Raw genomic sequence first — 22,991 nt, 5'->3', positions numbered from 1 at the left:
CACGTTGTGCTTCAGTCCGCTTCCTGCTTGAAAACCAGGATATCGCCCGGCTGGCAGTCCAGGGCTTCACAGATCTTTTCAAGGGTGTCGAACCGGACACCCTTGACCTTGCCGGACTTCAAGAGGGATACATTCTGTTCCGTGATGCCGATCCGCTCGGCCAGCTCCTTTGACCGCATCTTGCGGCGCGCGAGCATGACATCGAGTTCAATGATGATCGGCATTCAAGTCCCATCCTGCAAAGCGTTGGTGCCCTTCACACGAACTGGCGGTTTTCTTCATCAATAGTTGCCGCCTCGCGCATGATCCAGCCGAAGACGAGCATCAGGGCGCCAAATATGAGGAAAAAGGCCTCGCCGCCGTCGAGCGCCACCTCGATCTCTCCCTCGCCTGCGGGGAAGTCCCAGGTCAGCAGTGCCGACAGGATCGGGTCGCTCAGAATGTCGAAGACACCATAGGCCAGGAGCCAGCTGCCGATCTTGATCATGCGTGAGAGGGTTTCGGGCGCGAAAAACGCGGCCTTGCGGAACTGGTCGAACAGCTGACGGATGTTCCAGCAGATGCCCATGAGCAGGCAGAAGGCACAGCCTATCACGACGCCCATTCCCAGGCGCTGGCCGAACGGGATCTCTCCGAGCGGTCGCTCAAGATCCGTCAACTCGAGCGACTCCGCCGCCGCTTCGAGCGCAACGGGCAGCATAAGCAGGGCAACCAGAAGCACACCGAACACCGCAACAAGTATCAGGATCACGGTGACGAACCATTTCATCGCCGTCGACAACCGACGAATGCGCGACAGACGCTTTGCGCGCTCAACCTCTTCCAGCTCGGTCATTGCAAACTCCAACTGCCAACCCGTCAGCGTGTCTACGGCAATCGATCCCATTTGGCAATTTGAAATATTGCTATTGACAAAAAAATTATTGAATGCATTTTTTAAATTATCGTTTTACGATAATAAATATATGAGTCACGGTCGACTTTTCCCCAAGCCCTAAAGCGAGTATACGAATGCCAAGTTCCTTTGCCGATTGCGGATTTTCTTCATCCCCTGCAGCCCGGCGCGCCTGCGCGCTTATCTCACCCGGTCGATCCGGAGGCCGGGTTTTCCTGCGCTGGCTGTGGAAGCCGCTATTGCTGTGTGCGGTGAGCGCCGTGCTCGTGACGGGCGCACGTGCGGCGGATGTCGGAACCGGTCACGCGCCACTGTTCGTGACGGCCAAACCGGTTCAAGACATTTGGTCCGGGCCATATCTCGGGTTGGAAGGCGGCGTCTCGAACACCTTGAGCGAGGTCAAGGCAGACAGCCGGACCAAGGAATTGTCGCGGGTGGATGCTGCTTTTGGCCTGTTCGCGGGACATAACTGGCAGGTTTCCCGGGTCGTGCTCGGCGTGGAAGGGGCGGCCAGCTATATCGGTGGAAGCGAGAAGGGCACGCATCCGACGCTGGGAGCAATGTCGGCGGACGCCAAGTGGACGGTGTCGGCAAAGGCACGCGCCGGTGTGCCTATCGGCAGTTTCCTGCCCTACCTGAGCGCAGGGATCGCGGTCAGCGAGCATGGTCTCGAAGTCGGCGGCGTCAGGCAGACATCGGTGCAGGTCGGACCTGTTCTCGGCGCGGGCGTCGAAGTCGCGCTCAAGGACAAATGGCGCGTGCGCGCGGACTATTCGCTCACGGGCATCATCAACCAGACATCGCGTTTCAACGGCACGAGCGTCAGGCGGCAGGCGGGAAATCAGCGGCTGATGCTGGGCTTGTCCCGCGCGTTCTGAGCGGGCGCTTTAAATCTATCCCAGGGCGGCGAGGCCGGTCAGGTCGGCAAGAACCGCCTTGGGGGCAAGATCCGGGTATTCGTCGGGCATGCCCGTCCGGTTCATCCAGACGGTTCTGAAACCGAACGCGGTCGCGCCCGCAATGTCCCACCTGTTCGAGGACTGGAATGAAACCTCTTCGGGATAAATCCGGAAGTGGGTCGTGACCATCTCGTAGACAGCAGGGTCCGTCTTGAAGGTTCTCAGGTCGTCAACCGAGAAGATCTCGTCAAAGAGTTCGGTCAGGCCGGCCGCTTTCGCGGCCGCCTCGAGCATTGCGGGCGAACCGTTCGACAGGATCGCGACCTTCGCTCCGGTTGCGCGCAGATTGGTGAGGACCTGGGGAACCTCTGGATAGCAATCCAGCTCCCAATAGGCGTTCAGAAGGTCGTCCCGCAGCGACTTGTCCGCAGTCGGCACGAGCGCAAATGCCGTGTCGAGACCCTGCTGCGTCAATTCCCAGAAGTCCTTGTACTGACCCATGAGCGCGCGCACCCACGAGTATTCCAACTGTTTTTCACGCCAGATCGACGACAGCCGCTGCGCGTCCGGACCCAGCTTTTCCGCATGCTTGCGCACGGCTGCATGGACATCGAACAAGGTACCATATGCATCGAAGACGAAAGCGGCATGCGCCATTGGACGGGTTCCTTTTCAGGGAATTCAGGACGGCGGAAGAAAACCTTGCAGCAACGGGCGCGTCAAGCGCCTGTTTGTGCGACATAAGTTCAATTCCGCTTTCTTCACTGCGGCGGCGGCAGCGTGATCGCCCCGTCTTCCTCGATCTTCCAGAACGGATTATAGGCGATTTCCAGAAGGTGACCGCCCGGCAATTCGACATAAGAGGAATAGCCGCCCCAAAAGGCTTTCTCGGGTTGTTTGACAGGAGGCGCACCGGCCTCGACCGCTTTCCGGAATTCCGAGTCGACTTCCTTTTCCGACCGGGCATTCCAGGCAAGCGTGATCGCGCCCGTTGTCTCGCGGGTGACCTCCTGTCCGATTTCCCTGGCCAGCGCGTCGCGGCTGTAGAGCGCGAACACGCCGCCGACGATCTGGAAGAACACGACATCAGGCGAGGGTGCCGCGTTGACCTCCCACCCCAAACCGTCCTCGAAAAATGCCCTGGCAGCCGCGACGTCCGGCACGGCAAGCGTTGTCATCGAAATACGCTGTTCCATTGAAAGATCCCCACTTTTGAAAAGAACATATAGAGAACAAAATTCGAGATTGAGTCAAGACCCTTGCTCTCGTGCGTGCGCGCACGGGTCGTTTGCCGGACAGACGGACCGATTTTCCGCCTTTGTCCTGTCACATCGCTCACGAAATTTTTTTCCGCTTCCGGTCATTTGGCTGAATGGTTTGATCCAAAAATTGACCCATTGCCGAAAGAAAGAAAGCAACATTCCGGTTCATTCGGGTAGGCTATTGACCTTGGAGGGAGACCGGTGTTGTGTCGTCAGCCAAGACGTTCGGTCCAAAACAAGACAAGGGAAGAGCCATGAGCGGAATTAGTGATACCTGGACCTGGATCGACGGAACCTGGCACGAGGGCAATCCACCGATCATGGGTCCGCGTACGCATGCTTCCTGGCTCGGTTCGAGCGTCTTTGACGGTGCCCGGTTCTTCGAAGGCGTGATGCCGGATATCGATCTTCACTGCAAGCGCGTGAACGATTCCGCGGTTGCTCTCAGCATGAAACCGACCATGAAGGTCGGTGAAATGGTGGAACTGACGAAGGAAGGCTGCGCCAAGTTCGACAGCAGCCAGCATATTTATATCAAGCCGATGTACTGGGCGGAGGGTGACGGACCTGGTGTGATCACCGGGGACCCCGACAGCACACGTTTCTGCCTGTGCCTGTTCGACGCCCCGATGGCGCCAAGGGATGCCGCGATGAGCATCACCCTGTCTCCCTATCGGCGGCCCACGATGGAATGCATGCCCGTCGATGCCAAGGCTGGCTGTCTTTACCCGAACAACGCCCGGGCCATGCTGGAAGCCAAGTCGCGGGGCTTCGACAACGCCGTTGTGCGCGACATGGTCGGCAATGTCGCGGAACTGACCTCCGCCAATATCTTCATGGCCAAGGACGGCAAGGTGCACACGCCTGCGCCGAACGGAACGTTCCTGAACGGCATAACGCGGCAGCGCATCATCCAACTGCTGCGTGCCGACGGCCACGATGTGTTTGAGCGCACGATGCACTATGACGAGTTTCTCGATGCCGACGAGATCTTTTCCACCGGCAACTACAGCAAGGTGACGCCGGTCAAGCGGATCGAGTCACGGGACCTGCAGCCCGGTCCGATCGGTGCGCGGGCGCGCGAACTATACTGGGATTTCTCCCACCAATAAGCCCGAAGACTATTCCCGGACGACCAGAGCGGCGGCGATCAGCAAGGCGGCTGCCGCTGCCAGTGATGCCGCATTGAACGATCCGGTCATTGCATGAAGCTGCCCGGCGAACCAGGGACCGGCGACCTGACCGGCACCGAAGCTTGCCGTCAGGATCGCGAGCATGCGGCGGACCGCGGTTTGCCCGTGCCGCTCCGCCTGTCTGCGTCCCTCCATCAGACCGAGCGCCGTGATGCCCATGAAGGTGCCGCCGAGCAGCAGGGCCCCGAGCAGAAATAGGGCGGGTTGCTGGCTGATTACGGTCAGCGCTACGCCGACCGATTCCAGGACGCAGGCAAGGGCGAACGCCTTGCGCGCGCCTGTCCGTGCGGCAACCTTGTTCCAGACATAGATGGAGGGTGCCGCGCTCAGGCCGACAATGAGCCAGACCAGCTTTTCGCTCGACTGAAGCGCGGGCTCCGAGCGTGCAATCACCGAGACGAATGTCGCCGTGATCACGTAACCGAACCCGAACAGGCCGTAAGCTCCGACGAGCCGGATCAGCCCGGTGGTCAGCAGCGATTCGGGCTCGCCTTGCATAAGCTCTTCCTGCGGCCGTTCGGCGGTCTGCACCGATGGCGCAGGTACCAGACGCACGGCAGCGGCAAGGAAGGCGAAGGTCGCAATTCCGCTCGCGATCCAGAGCAGCCGCCAATCCGGGGCGTAGCTGGCCAGCGCGGCGATGAGAAGTGCCGAAAAGGCAATGCCGCAGCCGACGCCGGCAAAGTGAAGCGCGGACAGGTCGGACCGGCCGGCGGCGTTCAATCGTTCAAGGATGAGCGTCGTTGAGAAAACCAGCACGAACGCACTGGCAATACCGCTCAAGAACCTGATCAGAAGGAATGCGGCGAAGTCCGTGGTCAGCGCCATCGCGATGCTTGTGAGCGCGCTCGCGGTGAGACCGCCGAGGAACCAGTGCCGCGGCTTGCCGGGCAGGGACCTGGCCGCGCCCGCCAGCGCGCCCGCCAGGTAACCGATGAAGTTCGCCGATGCGATCAGGCCTGCCTGGCTTGCAGGCAGGTTCAGCCCGTCCGTCATGTAGGGAAGGATGGGCGTGTAGACGAAGCGGCCGATACCCATGGCGGCTGCCAGCGAAAGCAAGCCCCCAAGGGCAAGCATGAGGTGGGAACGTGCGTCCTTCGACATTCGGTCTTCTGGGGCGGGCATTGCGTTTTTTAGGGAAGGCGGCGTGGCGCCTGGTCTGGAGTGATACGACGTGCGCGATGCTACAGCCATCGGCGCGCCGTTACAAACACGCTGAACGGCTTGTCCGCCGGCCGCGCTGAGCAGGGGCAATTGCCGCCGGCCGCAGCAGAACCGGTGGGGCGTTCGCCGGCGTTCCTTGTCCGGGAAAAATCCGAAGCCGGGGTTCTGGCGAAAAAAAAAGAAAAAATTATTTTATTTTCGCCTTCCGAGCTTGCCGGACCGTGCCGAGAATCCTATTTTGCGGCTCGAGACGGTCGCGCGGACCCGGCGTCCCTTCAACCGTTCCCCGACTTATCTGAGGAGTTTGTCATGTCTTTCGAATTGCCTGACCTGCCATATGCTTACGACGCGCTGGCCCCCTACATGTCCGCTGAAACGCTCGAGTTTCACCACGACAAGCATCATCAGGCCTATGTCACCAAGGGCAATGAATTGCTCGCCGGCAGCGGTCTTGAAGGCAAGTCTCTGGAAGACATCGTGAAGGGCAGCTATGGCAGCAACGCGCCGCTGTTCAACAATGCCGGCCAGCACTACAACCACATCCATTTCTGGAAGTGGATGAAGAAGGACGGCGGTGGAACCTCCCTCCCGGGCGCGCTCGCATCTGCAATCGACAGCGACCTTGGCGGCTACGACAAGTTCCGTGCGGACTTCATCGCGGCAGGCATCGGCCAGTTCGGTTCCGGCTGGGCATGGCTTGCGGTGAAGGACGGCAAACTTGAGATCATGAAAACGCCGAACGGGGAAAACCCGCTGGTTCACGGCGCGACGCCGATCCTGGGGTGCGACGTGTGGGAGCATTCCTACTACATCGACTACCGCAATGCGCGTCCGAAGTACCTGGAAGCCTTTGTCGACAACATGGTCAACTGGGACTACGTCCTGGAACTCTTTGAAGCGACGAAGTAATTTCTGCGTTAGAGTTTTGAAGAACCCCGGTCCGCAAGGGCCGGGGTTTTTTGTTTTTGTCAGCCTGGAGCACACTTTGTTACACTTTTCAGGTGTCATCACGGGAGCGTGATTTCATGCTTGGCCCCGTCTTGGGCTGTACTTGTGACGGGCACACCGGGTGCCGGTGTCTGATCGAGAGGGAGATGATCATGCGCGTTGTTGGGAAAGTTGCGGCTGTTGCGATTGTGGCCGGTTTGGGAATTGCAGGTTCGGTTCAGGCAGCAGACGATCCGATAGCAGTGCGGCAGGACATCATGTCTTCTGTCGGCGCGGCTGCCGGTCTCGGCGGCGGCATGATGAAAGGGCAGCTGGACTATACGCCTGCCGCTGGCAAGGCCGCGATCGCAGCGATGAATGCCGCAGCCGTTTCGTTCGGAAGTTTCTTCCCGGCAGGGTCCGACCAGGGTGACACCGGAGCTCTTCCGGCGATCTGGGAAAATGCGGACGGTTTTGCAGCCGAACTTGCAAAATTCTCCGCCGCCACGGGCAAGGCAATGGAGGCCTCCGGCAAGGATGGCCCCGCTGATCTCGACGCCTTCAAGGCGGCGATGGGGCCGGTTTTCGGTACTTGCAAATCGTGCCACGAGACGTACCGTAAGAAGAACTGACCGGTACCTTCCGACATTGCCGGTCTGATCGGCCTCGGAGAGATCCATGAAAAAGGCAATAGTCGTCCTGTTCGTCCTGGCTGTGATTGCAGCCGGGGCCGCGTGGGTCATGTCCGCGCCAACGCGGATGAGCGAACAGGAGGCGAGCGCGCTCAAAGCGGGTGATCCGGCGAGCGGCGAGCTCGTGTTCTGGGCCGGTGGCTGCGCTTCCTGCCACGCAGCTCCGGATGCCAAGGGCGACGATCTTCTCAAACTGGGCGGCGGGCTGCGGCTTGAAACGCCGTTCGGCGTGTTCGTGTCTCCGAACATCTCGTCAAGCGAGGCCGACGGGATCGGAGCATGGTCGCTGGCCGACTTCGCGAATGCCATGACACATGGAACCTCACCTGACGGACGCAACTATTATCCGGCTTTCCCGTATACGTCCTACGCCCGTATGTCGGATACCGACATCGGCAACCTATACGCGTTCCTGAAAACGCTTCCGGCCGTCGACGGAGCGGCGGCTTCGCACGAGCTTGGTTTCCCGTTCAATATCCGCCGGGGCCTCGGTTTGTGGAAAAGACTGTTCCTCGATCCATCGCCGGTGATCGCGGCTCCCGTCCCGGCAGACGGTGTCGACATGGCCTTGTGGGAACGGGGACGGTATCTGGTGGAAGGTCCCGGACATTGCGGCGAGTGCCACACCCCGCGCGACTTCGCCGGCGGCCTGGTTCTGCCCGCATGGCTGGGAGGCGCTCCGGCGCCGACCGGTGAGGGACGTATTCCCGATATCACGCCGGTGGAGGGAAAATTCGGCAGCTGGAGCGCCGCCGACATTGCCTATTACCTGGAAAGCGGGTTCACGCCGGAATACGACTCCGTGGGCGGGGAGATGGTCAAGGTTCAGGAGAACATGGCCCGCCTGCCGGCAAGCGACCGCGAGGCGATCGCCGCCTACCTGAAAGCCGTTCCGCCCGTCGTCCCAGATGCAAATTGACAGGCCTGGTTAACCGGACTAACGAAGCCGGATGGAACCAGACAGCCACATATTCGTTGCCCCGGTCGAGACCCCTGCAGAGCTTGAAACGGTCAAGACCCTGTTCCGGGCTTATGTCGACTGGCTCGGCATTGATCTCTCCTACCAGGGCTTCGAAGAAGAGCTGGCGGCGATGCCCGGGAAATACGCCCCGCCTCGCGGTGCGCTTTTCGTTGCCAAGGAGCCGGATGGAACGATCCTCGGCTGCGTCGGGCTGCGGGCTTTCGACGATCAGGGCCGCTGCGAAATGAAGCGCCTTTACGTGTTGCCCGAAGGCCGCGGCAAAAAAGCCGGGGCCGCACTTGTCGGACGCGTCATCGAGGCGGCCGTCGCGGCAGGCTATGCCGAAATGCTGCTCGACACGCTTCCCACAATGACCGGTGCCATAAAGCTCTACCGGGCCGCAGGGTTCGAGGAAGTGCCCGCCTATTACGAAACGCCAATCCGCGAGACAGTGTTTTTCCGGAAAGTGCTTTAGGGATCCGTACCCTAGCCGGTATCCTCGGTGTGCCGCATCTCGCGGCGGACGGGCGTTGTGTCCGCCGCGGAGATCCGGCATTCAGAAGCCGAAAACGGCTTCGATCTCGACACGCAGTTCGGGCGCGAACAGACCCGAAACCATGACCAGAGAACTGGCCGGGACCGTGCTGCCGTATCCGGCTTCAAGCGCGTCGCGGATTGCAGGAATGTCGGCGGCATCGGTGATGAACACCGTCACCTTGACCAGGTCGGCAAGGCTTCCGTCATATTGCCTCGCGATATGCGCCAGTTGCTCGAGAACCGCGCGTGTCTGTTCACCGGCACCGGACTTTTGTGCCCTGGTTCCAAAGGCCGTGAAGCCGGACGTATAAACGGTATCTGCGTGCCGGACGGCATGGGTATAAGGGCCGACAGGAAGGCCGAGCGCTTCAATGTTCTGTCTTGCAATGGTCATGTGTACTCCAGAGGTATCAGGGCCGTTTCCGGACGATCGTGTCGGTGAGTCTTTCAACGGCGGGGCCGAGGAGCAGCGCAATGACGGCTGCAGCCGGCCATGCCAGGCGGAAAGCGTCCATCCATCTGGCCAGAAAGACGTCGCTCCATCCCAGATTGATGAACGTCACCCAGCAGGACATCAGGAAAGACAGCCCGAAGGACATGAAAAACGTGGCGATCAGTTTGCGTTTCATGGCCCGGTCAGGCTGCGGATTTCGAGGTTAGCTGGCCGATTTCTCCCAGTTCCTCGATGTAGGCCACCTCAGTGAGGTCACGCGCAAGATAGGCCCGGGTGTGGTCGGCCTCGAAATGGTCCGCCAGTGCCTGCCGGTCCGTCCAGCACTCCCACAAAGTGAATTTTCCGGGCTCTTTCAGGTTCTGCCGGATTTCGAACAGCAGGCAGCCGGGTTCGCTTTGGGTGTGTTCCGCAAGCAGGCGCAATCCGCTTTCGGCCTCCTGCAGCGACGCTCCGTCCTTCAGTTCGATACCGGCACTGATGAAGTATTTCGACATGGGTGTCTCCGTGTTGTGCTGTGACACCCTTGGTCTATTGATTTCGAAAAACATAATCTATAATCAAGGGCAATATCTTAAATTCCGAAAATGAAATCATGCTTGATGATATAGCGCTCTTTGTCCACATCGCCCAGTGCCGGAGCCTGTCGGCGGCGGCACAGAGGCTGAACCTGCCGCCCGCCAGCGTCACGCGCCGCCTGCAGCGACTTGAGGAAACGCTGGGTGTCCGGCTGGTACACAGGTCAGCCCGGAAGTTCTCGCTGACGTCGGAAGGGGAAGCCTATTATGCCGGCCTTGCCGACGTGATGCAGCAGGCCGAAAGCACCCTGCAGGCCCTCAATTCGGACCTTCATCAACTGCGCGGACCGCTCACAGCCGCGGCACCGACAAATGCCTCCATCGGTGTTCTTGCGCCCATGTGGTCCGGATTTCTCAAATCCTATCCGCAAATCCGTCTGACGCTGAGCCTCAGCAACGACAACAAGGATCTGGTCGAGAACCGTGTCGACATCGCCTTGCGGTTCGGGGCGCAGTCGGAAACAGGTCTCTACCAGAAACGGGTGGGGCGGGTCGCGACAAGGCTGGTGGCATCGCCTGGCTATCTGGCGGCGCATGGATCCCCAGAGACCTTGGAGGATCTTTCCAGGCACCAGCTCATCTGGGTGTCATCCCTTCCGCACTGGTCCCTGACACATATCGAAACGAGGCGGGAAGAAACGGTCTATCTCAGTCCGGACGTTGGCGTTGATGACATCACGCTTGCGCGGCAGCTTGTTGCCGACGGGCACGGTATCGCGCTGCTCCCGGTGACAGAGACATCCGCCGATCTTTTGTCCGGACGGCTCGGTTTTGTCCTGCCGTCCTGGACAGGGCAGGACCGCAACGCCTACCTGGTCTGGCCGACGGGACGCCTGTTGAGCGCGCGCGCCAGGTGCCTGCGTGACCATATTTCGGATTTCATGAAGGCAGACCCGGTGCTGCAGGGCGGCCTTCCGTCCTGAATACCGGTCAGGCCGTATAGGGATTGCACCTGATGAAACGCGGAACGTCGATGAAGGATCGCATGGCGGACAGCCAGGCGAGGCATTGATCCTGCGTCTTGAAACAGCCGGCCTGCGATGTCTGATAACGGTCGCTGAAGTCATAAACCGTTCCACTCGCGATCCCTTTCCAGCCTGAACCGGTAAAGGTGCGGCAGTCATAGGGCGTGTTGCGGGTGTAGGGCAGGTTCTGCCGGGTCTTGCTGAATGTCGGGGCAAACAGGAGATCGGACGGCGTTTGGAACTGGGACTGACAGGCGACAAGGCCGAATGTCGCCAGGGCGACAAAGGACACTTTGCACAATGATCCGAACTTGCGGGCAACCTGTGCTCGTGTGCTGACTTGGCGAACCATCAAACGCTCCCGTGAAAATCTTCTTTGTCCCGTAGTGCCCCAAGAGACTGATTTGCAATACAAATCAATTGAGCGGAAGAGCGCGGCAAAATCAAGACACGAATGAAGGAGCCCCCACCGGTCTGTCGACCGGAGAGGGCTGGTAAGGGTTTCGATTGCTGTGACCGCTAAATGCAGTCCGGATATCCTTCTCAGGCGAAGGGGTCCGTGCTGGGCAGGTTGAAGTCGAACGGGTCGTTCAGACCCTGGTCAGCATCATCCCAGGCCTGGTAGTAGCCCTCTTCCTGGAGCTGCAGGAGAACGGCTTCGAGCTGGTCGCTGACGGATCCGAACGCATCCCAGGCATCGCCCATCTGCGCCGCGAAACGGGCGATTTCGTCATAAAAGCCCTGGGGCATCTGATCGAAATTGACCTGATCGAGATCGGAGAACAGGAACATCATCTCATCTTCGAACAGGAACTCACGCTCGGTTCCGTCCATGTTTACGATTTCGCCTTCGAACGTGACCGAGAATGTCATCTCGTACATGCCGAAATCGTTTCGCTCGAACTCGATCACGAATTCGAACTCCATGGAAAATTCCTCGATCCCGTAGTCGACGGCTTCGCCGGTTACCTCGAGAACCTGCTCGTATCCGAAGGAGGTCAGGATCGGATTTCCGTCTGCGTCGAACGCTTCCGTCTGGATGGTCGTGCCGACCTCAGCGGTCATTTCGATATACATTTCCCGGAACTGATCGTCGTAGAAGTTGCCTTCGAACTCGTAGGCAAGTCCGCTCTGGTATTCGATCGCGACCTCTTGACCGTTGAAATTCATGGTCTTGATCTCGGTCGTCCGTTCCTCGGTCAGCGCCATGATGTCGAGCCGGCCCGCCTCCGAGCGGAACGTGTAATCCTCCATCTCGAGTTCGAAATTTACCTGCTGTTCGCCGGAACCGCTGGATGACTCGACGCCGGAAGTGATGTTGCCCTGCGGTCCTTCGGAAAGCTGTCCGTCCGGAAGGTTGTCCTTGCCCTCAAGGTTGTAAGGGTCAAGGTTCAGGAAGGGCATGTCAAAAGCGGACGCTGCGGTTTCCGAATTGGCCGACGGCGCTGCGTCGCTCACCGGCTCAATGTGGAACTGGCCAGGCGGACCGCTCTGCGTTACTTCAGCTGATTTGGTATTCAGATCGATGATTTTCTGATCCAGCAGTTCATCGAGACTGGCGAAATTCGTGTTCGAAAATCTGATATGCGTATTCATGAATATTCCTCTCCGAAAGTCTTTCGTGTCATGCAGTTTCTATTTTCTGAAACCTGCAATACGAGAATTGGTGAGGAAAAAATCTTGTTCAACTAAAATATGTTTCATTAATATTCAGAAATAATTCGGTTTTCACATTAAATATATGAGGTTGATTTTTGATAACATTTGAGAAGATTTATAAAAAATCTTACGAATACTGATGCTCCGAAACATATTCTTTGAACGCGTGGTCAAAAGGAGAAAGACCGGCGCCAATGGCACCGGCCTTCCGGGTTCGCTGATTCTGGCGCGTCAGGCGACGTTGATCCGGCGCAGCATGAGGAAATTGTCCGTCTGCTGAGTCCCGTCGATTTTGGGTTTCGATCCCGAAGGGGGCAGCATCACGAGCGGCAGAGCAAAAAAGACTGCGCCGAGAAAGATCTTCGCGGTTTCGTGCACTGCTGTCCGGTTTAGATCGGCAATGATCTCTTAAGGCGCTCCCCGGTCAATGAACTTGTCATTCCCGCTGAAGCGCAGCGGAAGGCCGGAACCCAGTAACCATCTGTTTCTCCTTCATCTTTTAACCTTCGGCCACATGGAGTACTGGTTCCCGGTCTTGCCGCGTGTGCGGCAAACCGGGACGACAAATCGAAGAAACAATTCCGTATCGCGATTTGGCGGCGCACGGAATTAATTCTCTTTCTCAGTGACATAAGTTCGAATGTATTTTTCTGAACGGACAGCAGTGGGTTTCGTCCAGGATCGCCTGGCGCATGAGTCGACGCGCGTCTTCGCGCAACTGAATTGCAATACAGATCAACTGAACGGAGGAGCGCGGCAAACCCACCAACAGCATGAAGAAGCCCCCTCCGGCCGGCAGGACGGAGGGGGCGATAAACGGTTTCGTTTGCTGCGATTACCCACAGCAGTCCGGACCTGCTTCTCAGGCGAAGGGATCCATGTTGGGAAGGTCGAAGTCGAACGGGTCGTTCAGGCCCTGGTCGGCATCATCCCAACCCTGGTAGTGCCCGTCTTCACGGAGCTTCAGGAGAATGGCTTCGATCTGCTCGTTGACCGACCCGAACGCATCCCAGGCCTCGCCCATATTGGCGGCAAAACGGGCGATCTCGTCGTAAAATCCCTGCGGAAGCTGGTCAAACGTGATTTCGTCGAGACTGGAGAAATTGAACACCGACATGTCTTCGAAGAGAAACTCGCGCGCATTTCCATTCAGGTCGACGATCTCGCCTTCAAACATGACGGAAACGGTCATTTGGTAGTGGTTTTCGCCGATCTTCTCCAGTTCGATCATGAACTCGAAGCCCATGAAGAATTCTTCGATACCGTAGTCGAATGCCTGGCCCTCGACCTCGAGCATCTGCTCGTGTCCGAATGACTTCAGGACGGGATTGCCGTTCTCGTCATACACTTCCGTCTGGATGGTGGTTGCCGCTTCGGCGTTCACCACGACATAAAGTTCCCTGAACTGGTTGTCGTAGAAGCTTCCCTCGAACCCGTAGGCGAGACCGCTCTGATATTCGGCCGGAACTTCCTGGCCGTTGAACATCATGGTCTTGATCTCGGTGGTGCGCTCCTCCGTCAGCGCCATGATGTCGAGCCGTCCCTCGTCCGAACGGAACGTATACCCCTCCATATCAAGCGTGAAATTGACCTGCTGCTCTCCGGCTCCGCCTGAAATATCGACCGCGGATCCGATCATGCCCTGCGAGCCTTCGATCAGGTCTCCGGTCGGAAGATTGTCCTTGCCGTCAAGGTTGTAGGGGTCGAGGTTCAGGAAAGGCAGATCCTGCCCGGACGGTCCGTTGTCCGAAATCGACGACGGTGTGCTTTGTGTTCCCGGCTCATTCACCGGATGACCCGGTGGACCGCTCTTCGCGACATCGACGGCATTTGCGGCCAGGTCGATGAGTTTCTGGTCCAGCAGTTCGTCGAGATTGGTGAAGTTCGTATTCGTGAATCTGGTATGCGTATTCATATTGGTTCCTCTCCGAAAATCTATGTCGTCCTGCGGGTTCTATTTGAACGAAACCTGCGCTAAGAGAATTGGTGGGAGAAAACCTGCATTCAACTAAAATTTGTTTCATTAAAAATCAGAAATAATTTGGTTTTCGCATTAAATGTGAGTGTGGTGTGTTTTGAAATATTTGAGAAGATTTCAAGCGGGAATTTTGGTTACTGGAAAATTTTCGAGTATTTTTGACAAGTCTTTTCACAACAAAGAAAAACCGGCGCCGATGGCGCCGGTTTCCAGTCTTCAGCCGGATCTGGTCCGTCAGTTGACGTTTATCCAGCGCAGCATCAGGAAATTGTCAGCCCGTTGTGTCAGGTCGATATTGGACTTCGAGCCCCACAGAAGCGGCTGGATGTGAAGCGGCACATAGACGACGTCGTCGCGGATGATCTTTGCCGTTTCGTCCAGCATGGCCTGACGCTTTTCTGCATCGATTTCCTTCTGGATCTGCGGAAGGAGTTCGTCGACACGTGCGTTCGAATAGCCGCCGAAGTTCCAGCTTCCGAGCTTTTTCTCATCGTTCTTGGTCGTAACGAGGAAGCGGATCGGGTGCTCGGCATCGAACGTTCCCGGCGACCAACCGAGCAGGTACATGTCGAAATTGCCGGCGCGCAGTTCGGGCCAGTAGCTTCTGACCGGCATTGCGTTCAGTTCCGCCTTCATGCCGGCCTGCGTGAGCATGGCCGCCATCGCCTTGCAGAGCGCTTCGTCGTTGATGTAGCGGTCATTCGGGCACATGAGACCGAACGAGAAACCCTCGGGGTAGCCAGCATCCGCGAGCAGGGATTTCGCGCTTTCCGGATCATATCCGATCCGGTCGGTTGCCGCATCGCTGTGTCCCTTCATCTGCGGGCTCACAAGCTGGGTCGCGACCTCGGCATTGCCGCGCATGATCTTGTCGACAAGGGCCTCGGCGTTGATTGCCTTCTGCACGGCCTCGCGCACCTTGACGTCCTGGAACGGGTTCTTGTCCGTCGTTTCCTTGGAATATTTGAGAGCATCGTGACCATGGGCGAAGCCGAGCATGATGACGCGGGCTTCAATGCCCTGGTGAAGGCTCAGTCCGTCCTGATTCTCGATGCGGGAGACGTCCTGCACGGGAACGGGATTGATCAGGTCGACCTGGCCGCTGAGCAGGCCGGAAACCGCGGTCGCCGGATTGGCGATCGGCAGGAACGTCGCCTTCGTGAGGTTGTGTTCCTTGTCGTCCCACCAGCCATCAAAAGGTTCAAGCACGGTCTGGACCCCAGGCTCGCGGGAGGTGAGCTTGAACGGGCCGGTGCCGTTGGCGTTCAGGGTCGCATAGGTTTCCGTTTCCTTGGCCGGGCGCACGGCGTCATTGGCTTCCGCCCATCCCTTGTCGAGGATCATGAAGTTCGCGATGGAATCGGGAAAGATCGGGTTCGGCGCGTGGGTCAGGAAATCGATGGTGTAGTCGTCGACGATCTTGACTTCCTTTACCGGCGCGAACCAGGAGCTCGTATCGGCTTCCTCGGAAGACGCACGCTCATAGGAGAAAAGCACGTCCTCAGCGGTGAGATCCGCTCCATCGTGGAACTTCACGCCTTCACGCAGCTTGAAACGCCATCCCTCGCCACCGAGCGGCTCCCAGCTTTCGGCCAGGGAGCCTTCGATCTGCATGTTCTTGTCCCTGCGGACGAGACCCTCGTAGACATTGTTCAGGAACCCGAGCACCGGGGCCGAGTTGACGGCATGGGGGTCCATGGTCTGCGGGTCGGTCGGCGAGGACCAGCGGAGTTCGGCAGCGCTTGAAATTGAAACCGAAGAGAGCAAGGCGCCGGCAAGCGTAAGTCCGGCTGTAAAGGCTCCGGTACGGCGTAACGACCTCATCATGACATCCCCTTTAGGTGTTGTTGTAACGGTGTTGTGAAAATAGCCTAAGCTTTTTCGGGACAAAAGAAATACCGGACCCGCATGCGCGTCCGGCATCAATCTCAATTAAATGTGAAACTGGGAGCGCGGCTAGGGTCCTTGCCCTAAACCTTGCCGGCAACCATCAGCGCAAATGCCTGCACAAGCGCGACTTCCTTCAGCCTGTCGAAACGGCCTGATGCACCACCGTGGCCGGCTTCCATGTTGGTCTTCAGCATCAGGACGCTGTCACCGGTCTTTTCCGCACGCAGGCGGGCGACCCATTTGGCGGGTTCCCAGTAAGTGACCCGCGGATCTGTCAAACCCGCCACCGCGAGGATCGCCGGGTAGTCCTTGGCTTCGACATTGTCGTAAGGCGAATAGGAGGCGATGTAGTCGTAGGCGACCTTGTCGGTGATCGGGTTGCCCCATTCCGGCCATTCGGGAGGCGTCAGCGGCAACGTGTCATCCAGCATGGTCGCCAGGACATCCACGAAGGGCACTTCCGCGATGATGCCGCCAAATTTTTCGGGCGCGAGATTCGAGATTGCCCCCATCAGCATGCCACCGGCGGAGCCGCCTTGCGCGACAATCCGGGCATGAGAGGTGAATTTCTCCGCGACAAGGTGGTCCGCTGCCGCGATGAAATCCGTGAATGTGTTCTTCTTGGTTTCGCGTCGGCCGGTCTTGTACCAGCGGAAGCCCTTGTCCTTGCCGCCGCGCACATGGGCGACGGCGTAGACGAAGCCGCGGTCCACAAGCGACAATGCGTTTGTGTTGAAGCTTGCCGGGATCGTGATGCCGTAGGACCCGTAGCCGTAAAGCAAGAGGGGGGCAGAGCCATCGAGTTCCGTATCCTTGTGGTAGAGGATCGAGACAGGGACGGTTTCGCCATCGGCCGCAGGGGCCATCAGCCTCCGGGTAACGTAGTCGGCGGCGTCATGTCCGGAAGGAACTTCCTGCTCCTTCTTCAGAACCCGGTCGCGGGTCTCGATGTCGTAATCGAACGTCTGGGACGGTGTCGTCATCGAGGAATAGGTGAAGCGGATCGCGGTGGTGTCGAATTCGTAGCCGCCGCCGAGACCCAGGGAATAGGCCTCTTCATCGAATTCCACGGAATGTTCGAGATTGTCCGCGAGGCGGCGGATGACGATGCGCGGCAGTCCGTCTTCGCGCTCCAGCCGGGTCATGAATGTCTTGTAGACGCAATGCGACAGGATCAGGCAGCCGGGCTTGTGGGGGACGAGGTCGGTCCAGAATTCCCGCCCCGGCGTAGCCTTGGGGGCGGTGACGATCTTGAAATCCTCCGCATCCCCGAGATTGGTCAGAATGTAGAGCGTTTCGCCGTGATCATCGATCGAGTATTCGACACCGGTGTCGCGCGGCGCGATCAGGACGGGGGCCGTTTCCGGCTGGTCTGCCGGGATCATCCAGACTTCCGACGTCTCGTGATCGTGGATATCGATGATGATGGTCTCGCCCGACTGGGTCTTGCCGACGCCCATGAAGAAACCGGCATCCGTCTCCTCGTGAACAAGCACGTCCAGCGCGGGGTCCGTGCCGACCTTGTGCCTGAATAGCTTCGAGGGGCGGTGGTTGTCGTCCAGGCGAATGTAGAAGACGAACGTGCTGTCCGATGAGAAGACGCCTCCGCCTGCGGTGTCCGCAATGCTGTAGTCCAGGTCCTTGCCGGTCTCCGTCTCCCTCAACTGCAGAGAATAGTATTCCGACCCCTTGTCGTCATAGGCCCATGCAAGCAGCTTGTGATCCGGCGACTGGCTGGCTCCGCCGATCCGGAAATAGGCCTTGCCCTCCGCTTCGCTGTCGCCGTGAAGCAGGACGGTTTCAGCGCCGCCCGCGCGCGGCGTGCGGAAGAAGATCGGCTGCTGGCCGCCGGTTTCGAACTTCATGCCGTAGGCATAGGGACCGTCGGGTGAAGGGACCGAGCTGTCATCTTCCTTGATGCGGCCGCGCATTTCGCCGAAGAGCGTTTCCTGAAGACCGGCCGTCGGCTCCATCACCGCTTCCTGGTAGGCATTCTCGGCTTCCAGGTAGGCACGGATGTCCGCATCAAGAACGGACGGATCGCGCATCACCTCCTGCCAGTTGTCCGCACGCAGCCAACCGTAGTTGTCCTGCCTGGAGATACCGTGGATTTCGTGGGTTTGGGGGCGTGCTTCGGCACGCGGGGGAAGAGCAACCTGTTTCATGCGCAAGGAGGTAGGATTTTTGTGATTTGTTGGCAAGTGACATTGTTTTCAGAATTGGTTCCGCAACGACATTCCCGCTTTTACATGACAGACCGGCCCGCCGCCTGATAACATGAATTTACGTCAGGTAAATTACTTGGCTGGAGGAGGATGCCATGTCCCGGATGATCCTGAGTTGCGCAGCTGCCGTGGTGGCCTGCTTCACTGTCGCGCACGCGGAAACGATGCCGTTGCCGGATAGCCTCATCGGCCTGACAAGCCCGGAGGGGCAGTCGCTGCTCATGGGATCGGAGGCGAGCAACGACTACTTTCCGCTGAGCATCCACTTCACGACCCAGGTGAACCCGGCCTATTGCGGTCCGGCGACGATCGCCATGGTCCTCAACGCACTGAACGTTCCGCGTCCAGCTTCAAAGATGACGCTTGGTCTCGGCATGTTCGATCAGGAAAACATCTTTACGCCCGCCGCTGCGAAAGTGAAGGCGGCTGAAGCGATCGTGAGCCCGCCATACGGCATGACGCTCAATGAACTTGGCGGCGTTCTTGCGGCGCACGACCTGAAGGTGGACGTGGTTCACGCATCCGATTCCGATCTCGATACGTTTCGCGCGGTTGCCGTCGCCCATCTGCGGGACGATGACACGTTCGTTCTCGTCAACTACCTGCGCAAGTCGATCGGACAGGAAAAGGGCGGGCACATTTCGCCACTCGGTGCCTATGACGAAGACACCGACCGCTTCCTCATTCTTGACGTGTCCCGCTACAAGTACCCGCCCGTCTGGGTCGAAGCAGCGATCCTGTTCGACGCAATGAATACGGTCGACAGCGACAATGCCGGCAAGACGCGCGGCTATGTCAGCGTCGGCCGCTGAGCGAAGTCGCCGGGGAAGCTGCAGCGGCTAACTGCAAAGCCTGCGCGCCCGTGTGCGCGCACGGCTCATAGTGCCGCCAAAGGCATGAGCCTTGACAATAATGAGGGGGTGACAATTCCACGAAGAGATCTTACCTTAAGGTAGCTTGGTTTCACGATTTCGGAGCCAGGCGGCATTTGAGAATAAATTTGTTTGCGTAAGTTTTAAAAAAACAGATCGCTGTCGAAGCCTGTTTTGAAAGGTCCACGCAGCGTTTCTTATAAAAAACAATACCGACTCTCCTGGTTCACTATTAGAATTTTCCGGAGACATATTGCCGTGATTATAGAGATTTACAGGGAAAATACCCTTTGCATCATACGTCCCGCGGGACGGATTGATCTTGCGACAGTGGACGAGTTCGAAAGCTCCTTGCGGGACCAGATCGAAACGGCTCCCGCCAAGCTGCTCATTGACATGGGAAAGGTGACCTATCTGGCCGGAGCCGGCCTGGGCGTTCTCCTGGCAACGGCCATGACCCTGAAGGGGCACGCCAGTCAGATGGGCGTCTTCGGTGTGTCCGGACGTGTTGGCGAGTTGTTCGAGGTGTCCGGTTTCGCTTCGGTTCTGGATGTTCATCCCGACGAATTGAGCGCGCGGGGAGAGGTCCACTGATTGCAAATCACGTGCAGACAGCCGCGACGATGTTTGCGGGGCTGGGTCTGTTTTTCTTCGCGATGCATTTTCTGTGCGTCAACCTGAAACGTCTTGCCGACCAGAAACTGAAACGGCGCATTGCCAGGCTGACCGCGACGGCGCCCGCGGGGCTGTCGGTCGGGATGCTGATGATTGTCCTGACCCAAAGCGGTACGGCCGCCGTGTTTCTCCTGGTCGGCCTGGTTCGGGCGGGCATGATGACACTCAGGCAGGTCCAGCCGGTCATTCTCGGCCTCAATCTCGGCGCCGGGCTCATCGTCCTGTTCCTGACACTGGACATCCGGGTCGCCGTGTCGCTTCTGATCGGTGTCTCCGGAGTTCTCTATGCGTTCGGTGCACGGCACAGGGAACACGTCGCCGGAGCTGCCATCGGTGTCGGACTGCTGTTCCTGGGGTTTCAGATCATGCGCGATGCCGCCACACAGATCGAAACGCAGGCCTGGTTCGTGCACTTTGTCGAAGTGACGGCGGGAGCTCCGCTGATGGCGTTTCTCGTCGGCATGGTCCTGACCATATTCGCCCAGTCATCGATTGCCGTCGCAGCGGTGATGATCGTCTTCCTACAGTCCGGCCTGTTCGAATTGCAGGACGGGATCATGTTCGTGTTCGGTGCCAATATCGGCAGTTCGGTTCTGATGCTGCTGCTGTCGGCCAACCTGTCCGGCGTGCAACGGCAAGTCGCCCTCTACAAACTCGGTTTCAACGCGATTTCGGCCATGATCCTTTTGCCGGTGATGTACGTGGAAGCCGCGACCGGGTGGCCACTGATTGTTGCGCTTGTCTCCCAGTTGAGCACCGACGCGGGCACACAGGTCGCGCTGGCCTATGTCTTGTTCAATGCATTGCCCGTGCCCATTCTCCTGATGCTGCTGGGGCCGACGGCTGACCTTCTGCAGAAGATCAGCCCCGAGACCCGGGCGGAAAGCGGCGCCAAGCCGAAACACCTGCTGCAACCCTGTCAGGAACCTCCATCTGTCGCTCAGAGGCTGGCCGAACTTGAGATTGTCCAGGTCCTGCGGCAGTGTTCCGAGGCGTTTTCAGCCATGCGGTCGAACCGCGGTCTGAAAGACCTTCACGCCAACCTGGAATCGGCCGCTGCCCTTCAGCGGATTATCGAGGAAGCGCTCAAGGACATTGCATCGGACCGGTTCCTGTCGCCTTCTGAACACGGCCGGGTCGATCTGCTGGTGCGTATTCTCTATCTGACGCAAGGGATGCGGGATGCGCTTGACGGTCTCGGCGCCGAAGTCATCTGTCTGCGCAAGACACGCCCGGACCTGTGGTTTGCTGATTCTGCTGTCGAAGGCCTCGATGCCATCCTCGGCGTGCTGATATCGGTCGCCCGGGACCGAAACCGCGATACCCTTGAGGTTCTGAGCCGGCTGACATCGGCAAAGGGCAACGGCATCAATGCGATCAAGGTCGCCTATCTGGGGGACGAACATTTTCTCAAGGATGAGGACAGGGGGCGACTCCTGAATGCCATGAACCTTTGCGAACGCCTGATCTGGCTCTTCGGAGAGGTCGGCCGGACGTATGGAAGACTGGGGCACAGCCAGGTTGAAGTTCTGCCCTCCGTTTTCGAAAGGCAGGCTAATTCGGCGCGGATCCTGGCCTAGCCATCCATGCGCAGCCGTCGGAAGGTGTCTGCGCGTGCATCCGGAAATGTCCGGGATCGGGTTGCGAACCTATTTGTAAACGACCGCGTTCTGCGAGTTTTCCAGCTTGAGCTTTGAGGCCGCCTTGTTGCCGCTGTTGATGTAGAGCGTTGCATCCGCAGCGCTGATCTCGTCGATCGGCAGGGTGTGCGGCGGGACCTTCTCGAGCAGGATCTTTGCCGCCATTTCAGCGGCGGTCCTGCCGCGTTCCTCGTACTCGCTGCCGAAAACGAGCGTTATGCCGTCTCCGACATAGGCGCTCGAGGACCCCATGCTGACGAGGTCCTCCGGTATGATCTGCGCCAGGGCCTCGGAATGGGCGACGAAGGAAGACGAAGAGGTCACGTATATGGCATCGACGTCTTCAAGCTCGGGCTTCAGCGCGGCGATCTGAATGTCCTTTTCCTTGGCGTCCGGGGCGAAGCGCAGCCGCTTGATGGAAATCCCGCGTTTTTCCGCAGCGCCTGAAAGCCGGTCTGCCTCTGCGACCGCATTGCTCTCCCTCGGATCGAAGAGGACGGCGATGTTCCTGACCGGATAAACGCCGGAAAGGAGTTGAAGATTGACCTCCGGCGACAACGAGTGCTTTGCTCCGGTCATTCCCCTGGGTGGCCGGTCCAGCGCCGGTGCGAGGCCGACACCGACCGGGTCGGTGACAATGTTGAAGACGCGCGGAACGTTGTCGACGTCGAAATTCCGAACGGTCATTGTCACGGTCGTTCCGAAGGTATAGATCAGATCCATCGACTTGATATCGTCCAGCCGGTCTCTGAGGAAACCTGCCAGCCTGGTCTGATCGCGGCCAGCGTCGAAATGTTCGATATCCGCATCGACACCAAGCTTTTCGAGATGAGCGATGAAACTGTGTTCTGCCGGTGTCAGGCCGCGCCATGTGAGCATCAGGATGGATCTGGTTTGATCCGATGCCATCAGGGAAGAGGGGGCAAGGATCAGGAGCACGAGCAGGACGAGGCGGGTTATCACGAAGGCGGCTCTGTCGGCGATGTTGTTGTCATTCATCTTTGCGATGGGTTGTTCCCGTTCATGATAAGCGCCGGAGCGCCGGCATCAATGCCCATTGATCTTTTCTTTGACAGCATAAATTCAGAAACGATTGCGACTTAATTCTGCGCATGGTGCGTCCGCCGGCCGAAGACTTCACATGCGTATTGCCAGGATGATCGGTCCCGGGGATCTCGCGACAGAGTATGGCCGGCGTTGCCGCGTCTGCGCCCTCCCGCGAACCGCGGCGCTGACGCGTCGGCAAACTATCGGGGAGTGTTGCGGTAAACGAAGACGGCGGCCCGGACGCACAGGCGGGCAAGCATGCCCGCAGACGACGCGAGCGTCATCTGAACCGCGGCTCCGCGGGCGAGGCCCGTTCCCCAATTGACGTCCTGTATTGTCACCAGCGCAAAAAAGCAGAAAGCCGTCACGACCGCGTACACCACGAGAGACCATCTTGTCGGCAGAAAAAAGATGGTCAGTGCGACGATCACATGCGCGGTTTGAAAATACATATGCTGGCTCCGGATCCGGTTGAATGCCG

General features: G+C 58.7%; 25 protein-coding genes. 10 read left to right on the top strand and 15 right to left on the bottom strand.

Annotated features, from left to right (window positions below):
• Positions 1 to 11: 11 nt before the first annotated feature.
• Together ACO07N_RS25100 and ACO07N_RS25095 are read right to left on the bottom strand one after the other, a co-directional pair.
• Complete coding sequence (locus ACO07N_RS25100) at positions 12 to 224, bottom strand: helix-turn-helix domain-containing protein (RefSeq protein ID WP_421983614.1); 213 nt, start codon at positions 222 to 224, stop codon at positions 12 to 14.
• Positions 225 to 256: 32 nt separating this feature from the next.
• Positions 257 to 835 carry a DUF2975 domain-containing protein gene (locus ACO07N_RS25095; protein ID WP_421983613.1) on the bottom strand — a complete coding sequence of 193 codons (579 nt, stop codon included), beginning with the start codon at positions 833 to 835 and terminating at the stop codon, positions 257 to 259.
• A 320-nt stretch (positions 836 to 1,155) separates the two neighbouring features.
• Here ACO07N_RS25095 and ACO07N_RS25090 point away from each other — a divergent pair, with 320 nt between their 5' ends.
• Entirely contained in the window at positions 1,156 to 1,773 is a 618-nt protein-coding gene (locus ACO07N_RS25090; RefSeq protein WP_421983612.1) for an outer membrane protein, read from the top strand.
• A 15-nt stretch (positions 1,774 to 1,788) separates the two neighbouring features.
• Here ACO07N_RS25090 and ACO07N_RS25085 read toward each other — a convergent pair whose 3' ends face one another.
• Both ACO07N_RS25085 and ACO07N_RS25080 read right to left on the bottom strand, forming a co-directional pair.
• Positions 1,789 to 2,451 carry a haloacid dehalogenase type II gene (locus ACO07N_RS25085; protein WP_421983611.1) on the bottom strand — a complete coding sequence of 221 codons (663 nt, stop codon included), beginning with the start codon at positions 2,449 to 2,451 and terminating at the stop codon, positions 1,789 to 1,791.
• 104 nt (positions 2,452 to 2,555) lie between these two features.
• Positions 2,556 to 2,990: a VOC family protein gene (locus tag ACO07N_RS25080; protein ID WP_421983610.1), complete on the bottom strand. Its 435-nt coding sequence runs from the start codon at positions 2,988 to 2,990 to the stop codon at positions 2,556 to 2,558.
• A 320-nt stretch (positions 2,991 to 3,310) separates the two neighbouring features.
• On the opposite strand from ACO07N_RS25080, the gene ACO07N_RS25075 reads away from it, so the two are divergent.
• The gene (locus ACO07N_RS25075) at positions 3,311 to 4,168 is read left to right on the top strand and encodes a branched-chain amino acid aminotransferase (protein WP_421983609.1); all 858 of its coding nucleotides are present in this window, start codon (positions 3,311 to 3,313) and stop codon (positions 4,166 to 4,168) included.
• A 9-nt stretch (positions 4,169 to 4,177) separates the two neighbouring features.
• On the opposite strand, the gene ACO07N_RS25070 is transcribed toward ACO07N_RS25075, so the two are convergent.
• Positions 4,178 to 5,353 (bottom strand): YbfB/YjiJ family MFS transporter, encoded by a 1,176-nt coding sequence (locus ACO07N_RS25070; RefSeq protein WP_421983608.1) that lies wholly within the window; start codon positions 5,351 to 5,353, stop codon positions 4,178 to 4,180.
• 369 nt (positions 5,354 to 5,722) lie between these two features.
• On the opposite strand from ACO07N_RS25070, the gene ACO07N_RS25065 reads away from it, so the two are divergent.
• The 4 genes from ACO07N_RS25065 to ACO07N_RS25050 all read left to right on the top strand — a co-directional run bounded on the left by ACO07N_RS25065 (position 5,723) and on the right by ACO07N_RS25050 (position 8,468).
• Positions 5,723 to 6,322, top strand: a complete 600-nt coding sequence (locus ACO07N_RS25065) for a superoxide dismutase (RefSeq protein WP_319382668.1) — start codon at positions 5,723 to 5,725, stop codon at positions 6,320 to 6,322.
• Positions 6,323 to 6,513: 191 nt separating this feature from the next.
• A complete protein-coding gene (locus ACO07N_RS25060; protein ID WP_421983607.1) occupies positions 6,514 to 6,972 on the top strand; it encodes a c-type cytochrome in 459 nt (152 codons plus the stop codon).
• A gap of 46 nt (positions 6,973 to 7,018) precedes the next feature.
• Positions 7,019 to 7,951 carry a c-type cytochrome gene (locus ACO07N_RS25055; RefSeq protein ID WP_421983606.1) on the top strand — a complete coding sequence of 311 codons (933 nt, stop codon included), beginning with the start codon at positions 7,019 to 7,021 and terminating at the stop codon, positions 7,949 to 7,951.
• Positions 7,952 to 7,982: 31 nt separating this feature from the next.
• On the top strand, positions 7,983 to 8,468 hold the full coding sequence (locus ACO07N_RS25050; RefSeq protein WP_421983605.1) for a GNAT family N-acetyltransferase: 486 nt from the start codon (positions 7,983 to 7,985) through the stop codon (positions 8,466 to 8,468).
• An 81-nt stretch (positions 8,469 to 8,549) separates the two neighbouring features.
• Here ACO07N_RS25050 and ACO07N_RS25045 read toward each other — a convergent pair whose 3' ends face one another.
• From ACO07N_RS25045 to ACO07N_RS25035, 3 genes are read right to left on the bottom strand one after another with little or no spacing between them, the layout of a single operon-like run.
• Positions 8,550 to 8,924: a RidA family protein gene (locus tag ACO07N_RS25045; protein WP_421983604.1), complete on the bottom strand. Its 375-nt coding sequence runs from the start codon at positions 8,922 to 8,924 to the stop codon at positions 8,550 to 8,552.
• Positions 8,925 to 8,940: 16 nt separating this feature from the next.
• Positions 8,941 to 9,159 carry a DUF2798 domain-containing protein gene (locus ACO07N_RS25040; protein WP_421983603.1) on the bottom strand — a complete coding sequence of 73 codons (219 nt, stop codon included), beginning with the start codon at positions 9,157 to 9,159 and terminating at the stop codon, positions 8,941 to 8,943.
• A gap of 7 nt (positions 9,160 to 9,166) precedes the next feature.
• Positions 9,167 to 9,478, bottom strand: coding sequence for a putative quinol monooxygenase (locus ACO07N_RS25035; protein WP_421983602.1), 312 nt, complete (start codon positions 9,476 to 9,478; stop codon positions 9,167 to 9,169).
• 98 nt (positions 9,479 to 9,576) lie between these two features.
• Between ACO07N_RS25035 and ACO07N_RS25030 the strand changes: the two genes are divergently transcribed.
• Positions 9,577 to 10,482, top strand: a complete 906-nt coding sequence (locus ACO07N_RS25030; RefSeq protein WP_421983601.1) for a LysR family transcriptional regulator — start codon at positions 9,577 to 9,579, stop codon at positions 10,480 to 10,482.
• Between the two features lie 7 nt (positions 10,483 to 10,489).
• On the opposite strand, the gene ACO07N_RS25025 is transcribed toward ACO07N_RS25030, so the two are convergent.
• The 5 genes from ACO07N_RS25025 to ACO07N_RS25005 form a co-directional block, all read right to left on the bottom strand.
• Positions 10,490 to 10,876 carry a hypothetical protein gene (locus ACO07N_RS25025; protein ID WP_421983600.1) on the bottom strand — a complete coding sequence of 129 codons (387 nt, stop codon included), beginning with the start codon at positions 10,874 to 10,876 and terminating at the stop codon, positions 10,490 to 10,492.
• Between the two features lie 191 nt (positions 10,877 to 11,067).
• Complete coding sequence (locus tag ACO07N_RS25020) at positions 11,068 to 12,120, bottom strand: hypothetical protein (protein WP_421983599.1); 1,053 nt, start codon at positions 12,118 to 12,120, stop codon at positions 11,068 to 11,070.
• Positions 12,121 to 13,045: 925 nt separating this feature from the next.
• Positions 13,046 to 14,098 (bottom strand): hypothetical protein, encoded by a 1,053-nt coding sequence (locus ACO07N_RS25015; protein ID WP_421983598.1) that lies wholly within the window; start codon positions 14,096 to 14,098, stop codon positions 13,046 to 13,048.
• Between the two features lie 297 nt (positions 14,099 to 14,395).
• The gene (locus ACO07N_RS25010; protein WP_421983597.1) at positions 14,396 to 15,988 is read right to left on the bottom strand and encodes an ABC transporter substrate-binding protein; all 1,593 of its coding nucleotides are present in this window, start codon (positions 15,986 to 15,988) and stop codon (positions 14,396 to 14,398) included.
• Positions 15,989 to 16,131: 143 nt separating this feature from the next.
• The gene (locus ACO07N_RS25005) at positions 16,132 to 18,216 is read right to left on the bottom strand and encodes a S9 family peptidase (RefSeq protein ID WP_421983596.1); all 2,085 of its coding nucleotides are present in this window, start codon (positions 18,214 to 18,216) and stop codon (positions 16,132 to 16,134) included.
• Between the two features lie 155 nt (positions 18,217 to 18,371).
• Here ACO07N_RS25005 and ACO07N_RS25000 point away from each other — a divergent pair, with 155 nt between their 5' ends.
• From ACO07N_RS25000 to ACO07N_RS24990, 3 genes are all read left to right on the top strand, one after another.
• A complete protein-coding gene (locus tag ACO07N_RS25000) occupies positions 18,372 to 19,088 on the top strand; it encodes a phytochelatin synthase family protein (RefSeq protein WP_421983595.1) in 717 nt (238 codons plus the stop codon).
• A gap of 318 nt (positions 19,089 to 19,406) precedes the next feature.
• Positions 19,407 to 19,742, top strand: coding sequence for an STAS domain-containing protein (locus tag ACO07N_RS24995; protein ID WP_421983594.1), 336 nt, complete (start codon positions 19,407 to 19,409; stop codon positions 19,740 to 19,742).
• An 11-nt stretch (positions 19,743 to 19,753) separates the two neighbouring features.
• Positions 19,754 to 21,403 carry a Na/Pi cotransporter family protein gene (locus ACO07N_RS24990; RefSeq protein ID WP_421983593.1) on the top strand — a complete coding sequence of 550 codons (1,650 nt, stop codon included), beginning with the start codon at positions 19,754 to 19,756 and terminating at the stop codon, positions 21,401 to 21,403.
• A gap of 69 nt (positions 21,404 to 21,472) precedes the next feature.
• Here ACO07N_RS24990 and ACO07N_RS24985 read toward each other — a convergent pair whose 3' ends face one another.
• Both ACO07N_RS24985 and ACO07N_RS24980 read right to left on the bottom strand, forming a co-directional pair.
• Entirely contained in the window at positions 21,473 to 22,462 is a 990-nt protein-coding gene (locus ACO07N_RS24985) for an ABC transporter substrate binding protein (protein ID WP_421983592.1), read from the bottom strand.
• A 248-nt stretch (positions 22,463 to 22,710) separates the two neighbouring features.
• Positions 22,711 to 22,962: a hypothetical protein gene (locus ACO07N_RS24980; protein ID WP_421983591.1), complete on the bottom strand. Its 252-nt coding sequence runs from the start codon at positions 22,960 to 22,962 to the stop codon at positions 22,711 to 22,713.
• Positions 22,963 to 22,991 lie beyond the last annotated feature (29 nt).

Source organism: Roseibium sp. (assembly GCF_965229775.1).
Classification (GTDB): Bacteria; Pseudomonadota; Alphaproteobacteria; order Rhizobiales; family Stappiaceae; genus Roseibium.
This window is presented reverse-complemented; position numbering and strand designations above follow the sequence as displayed.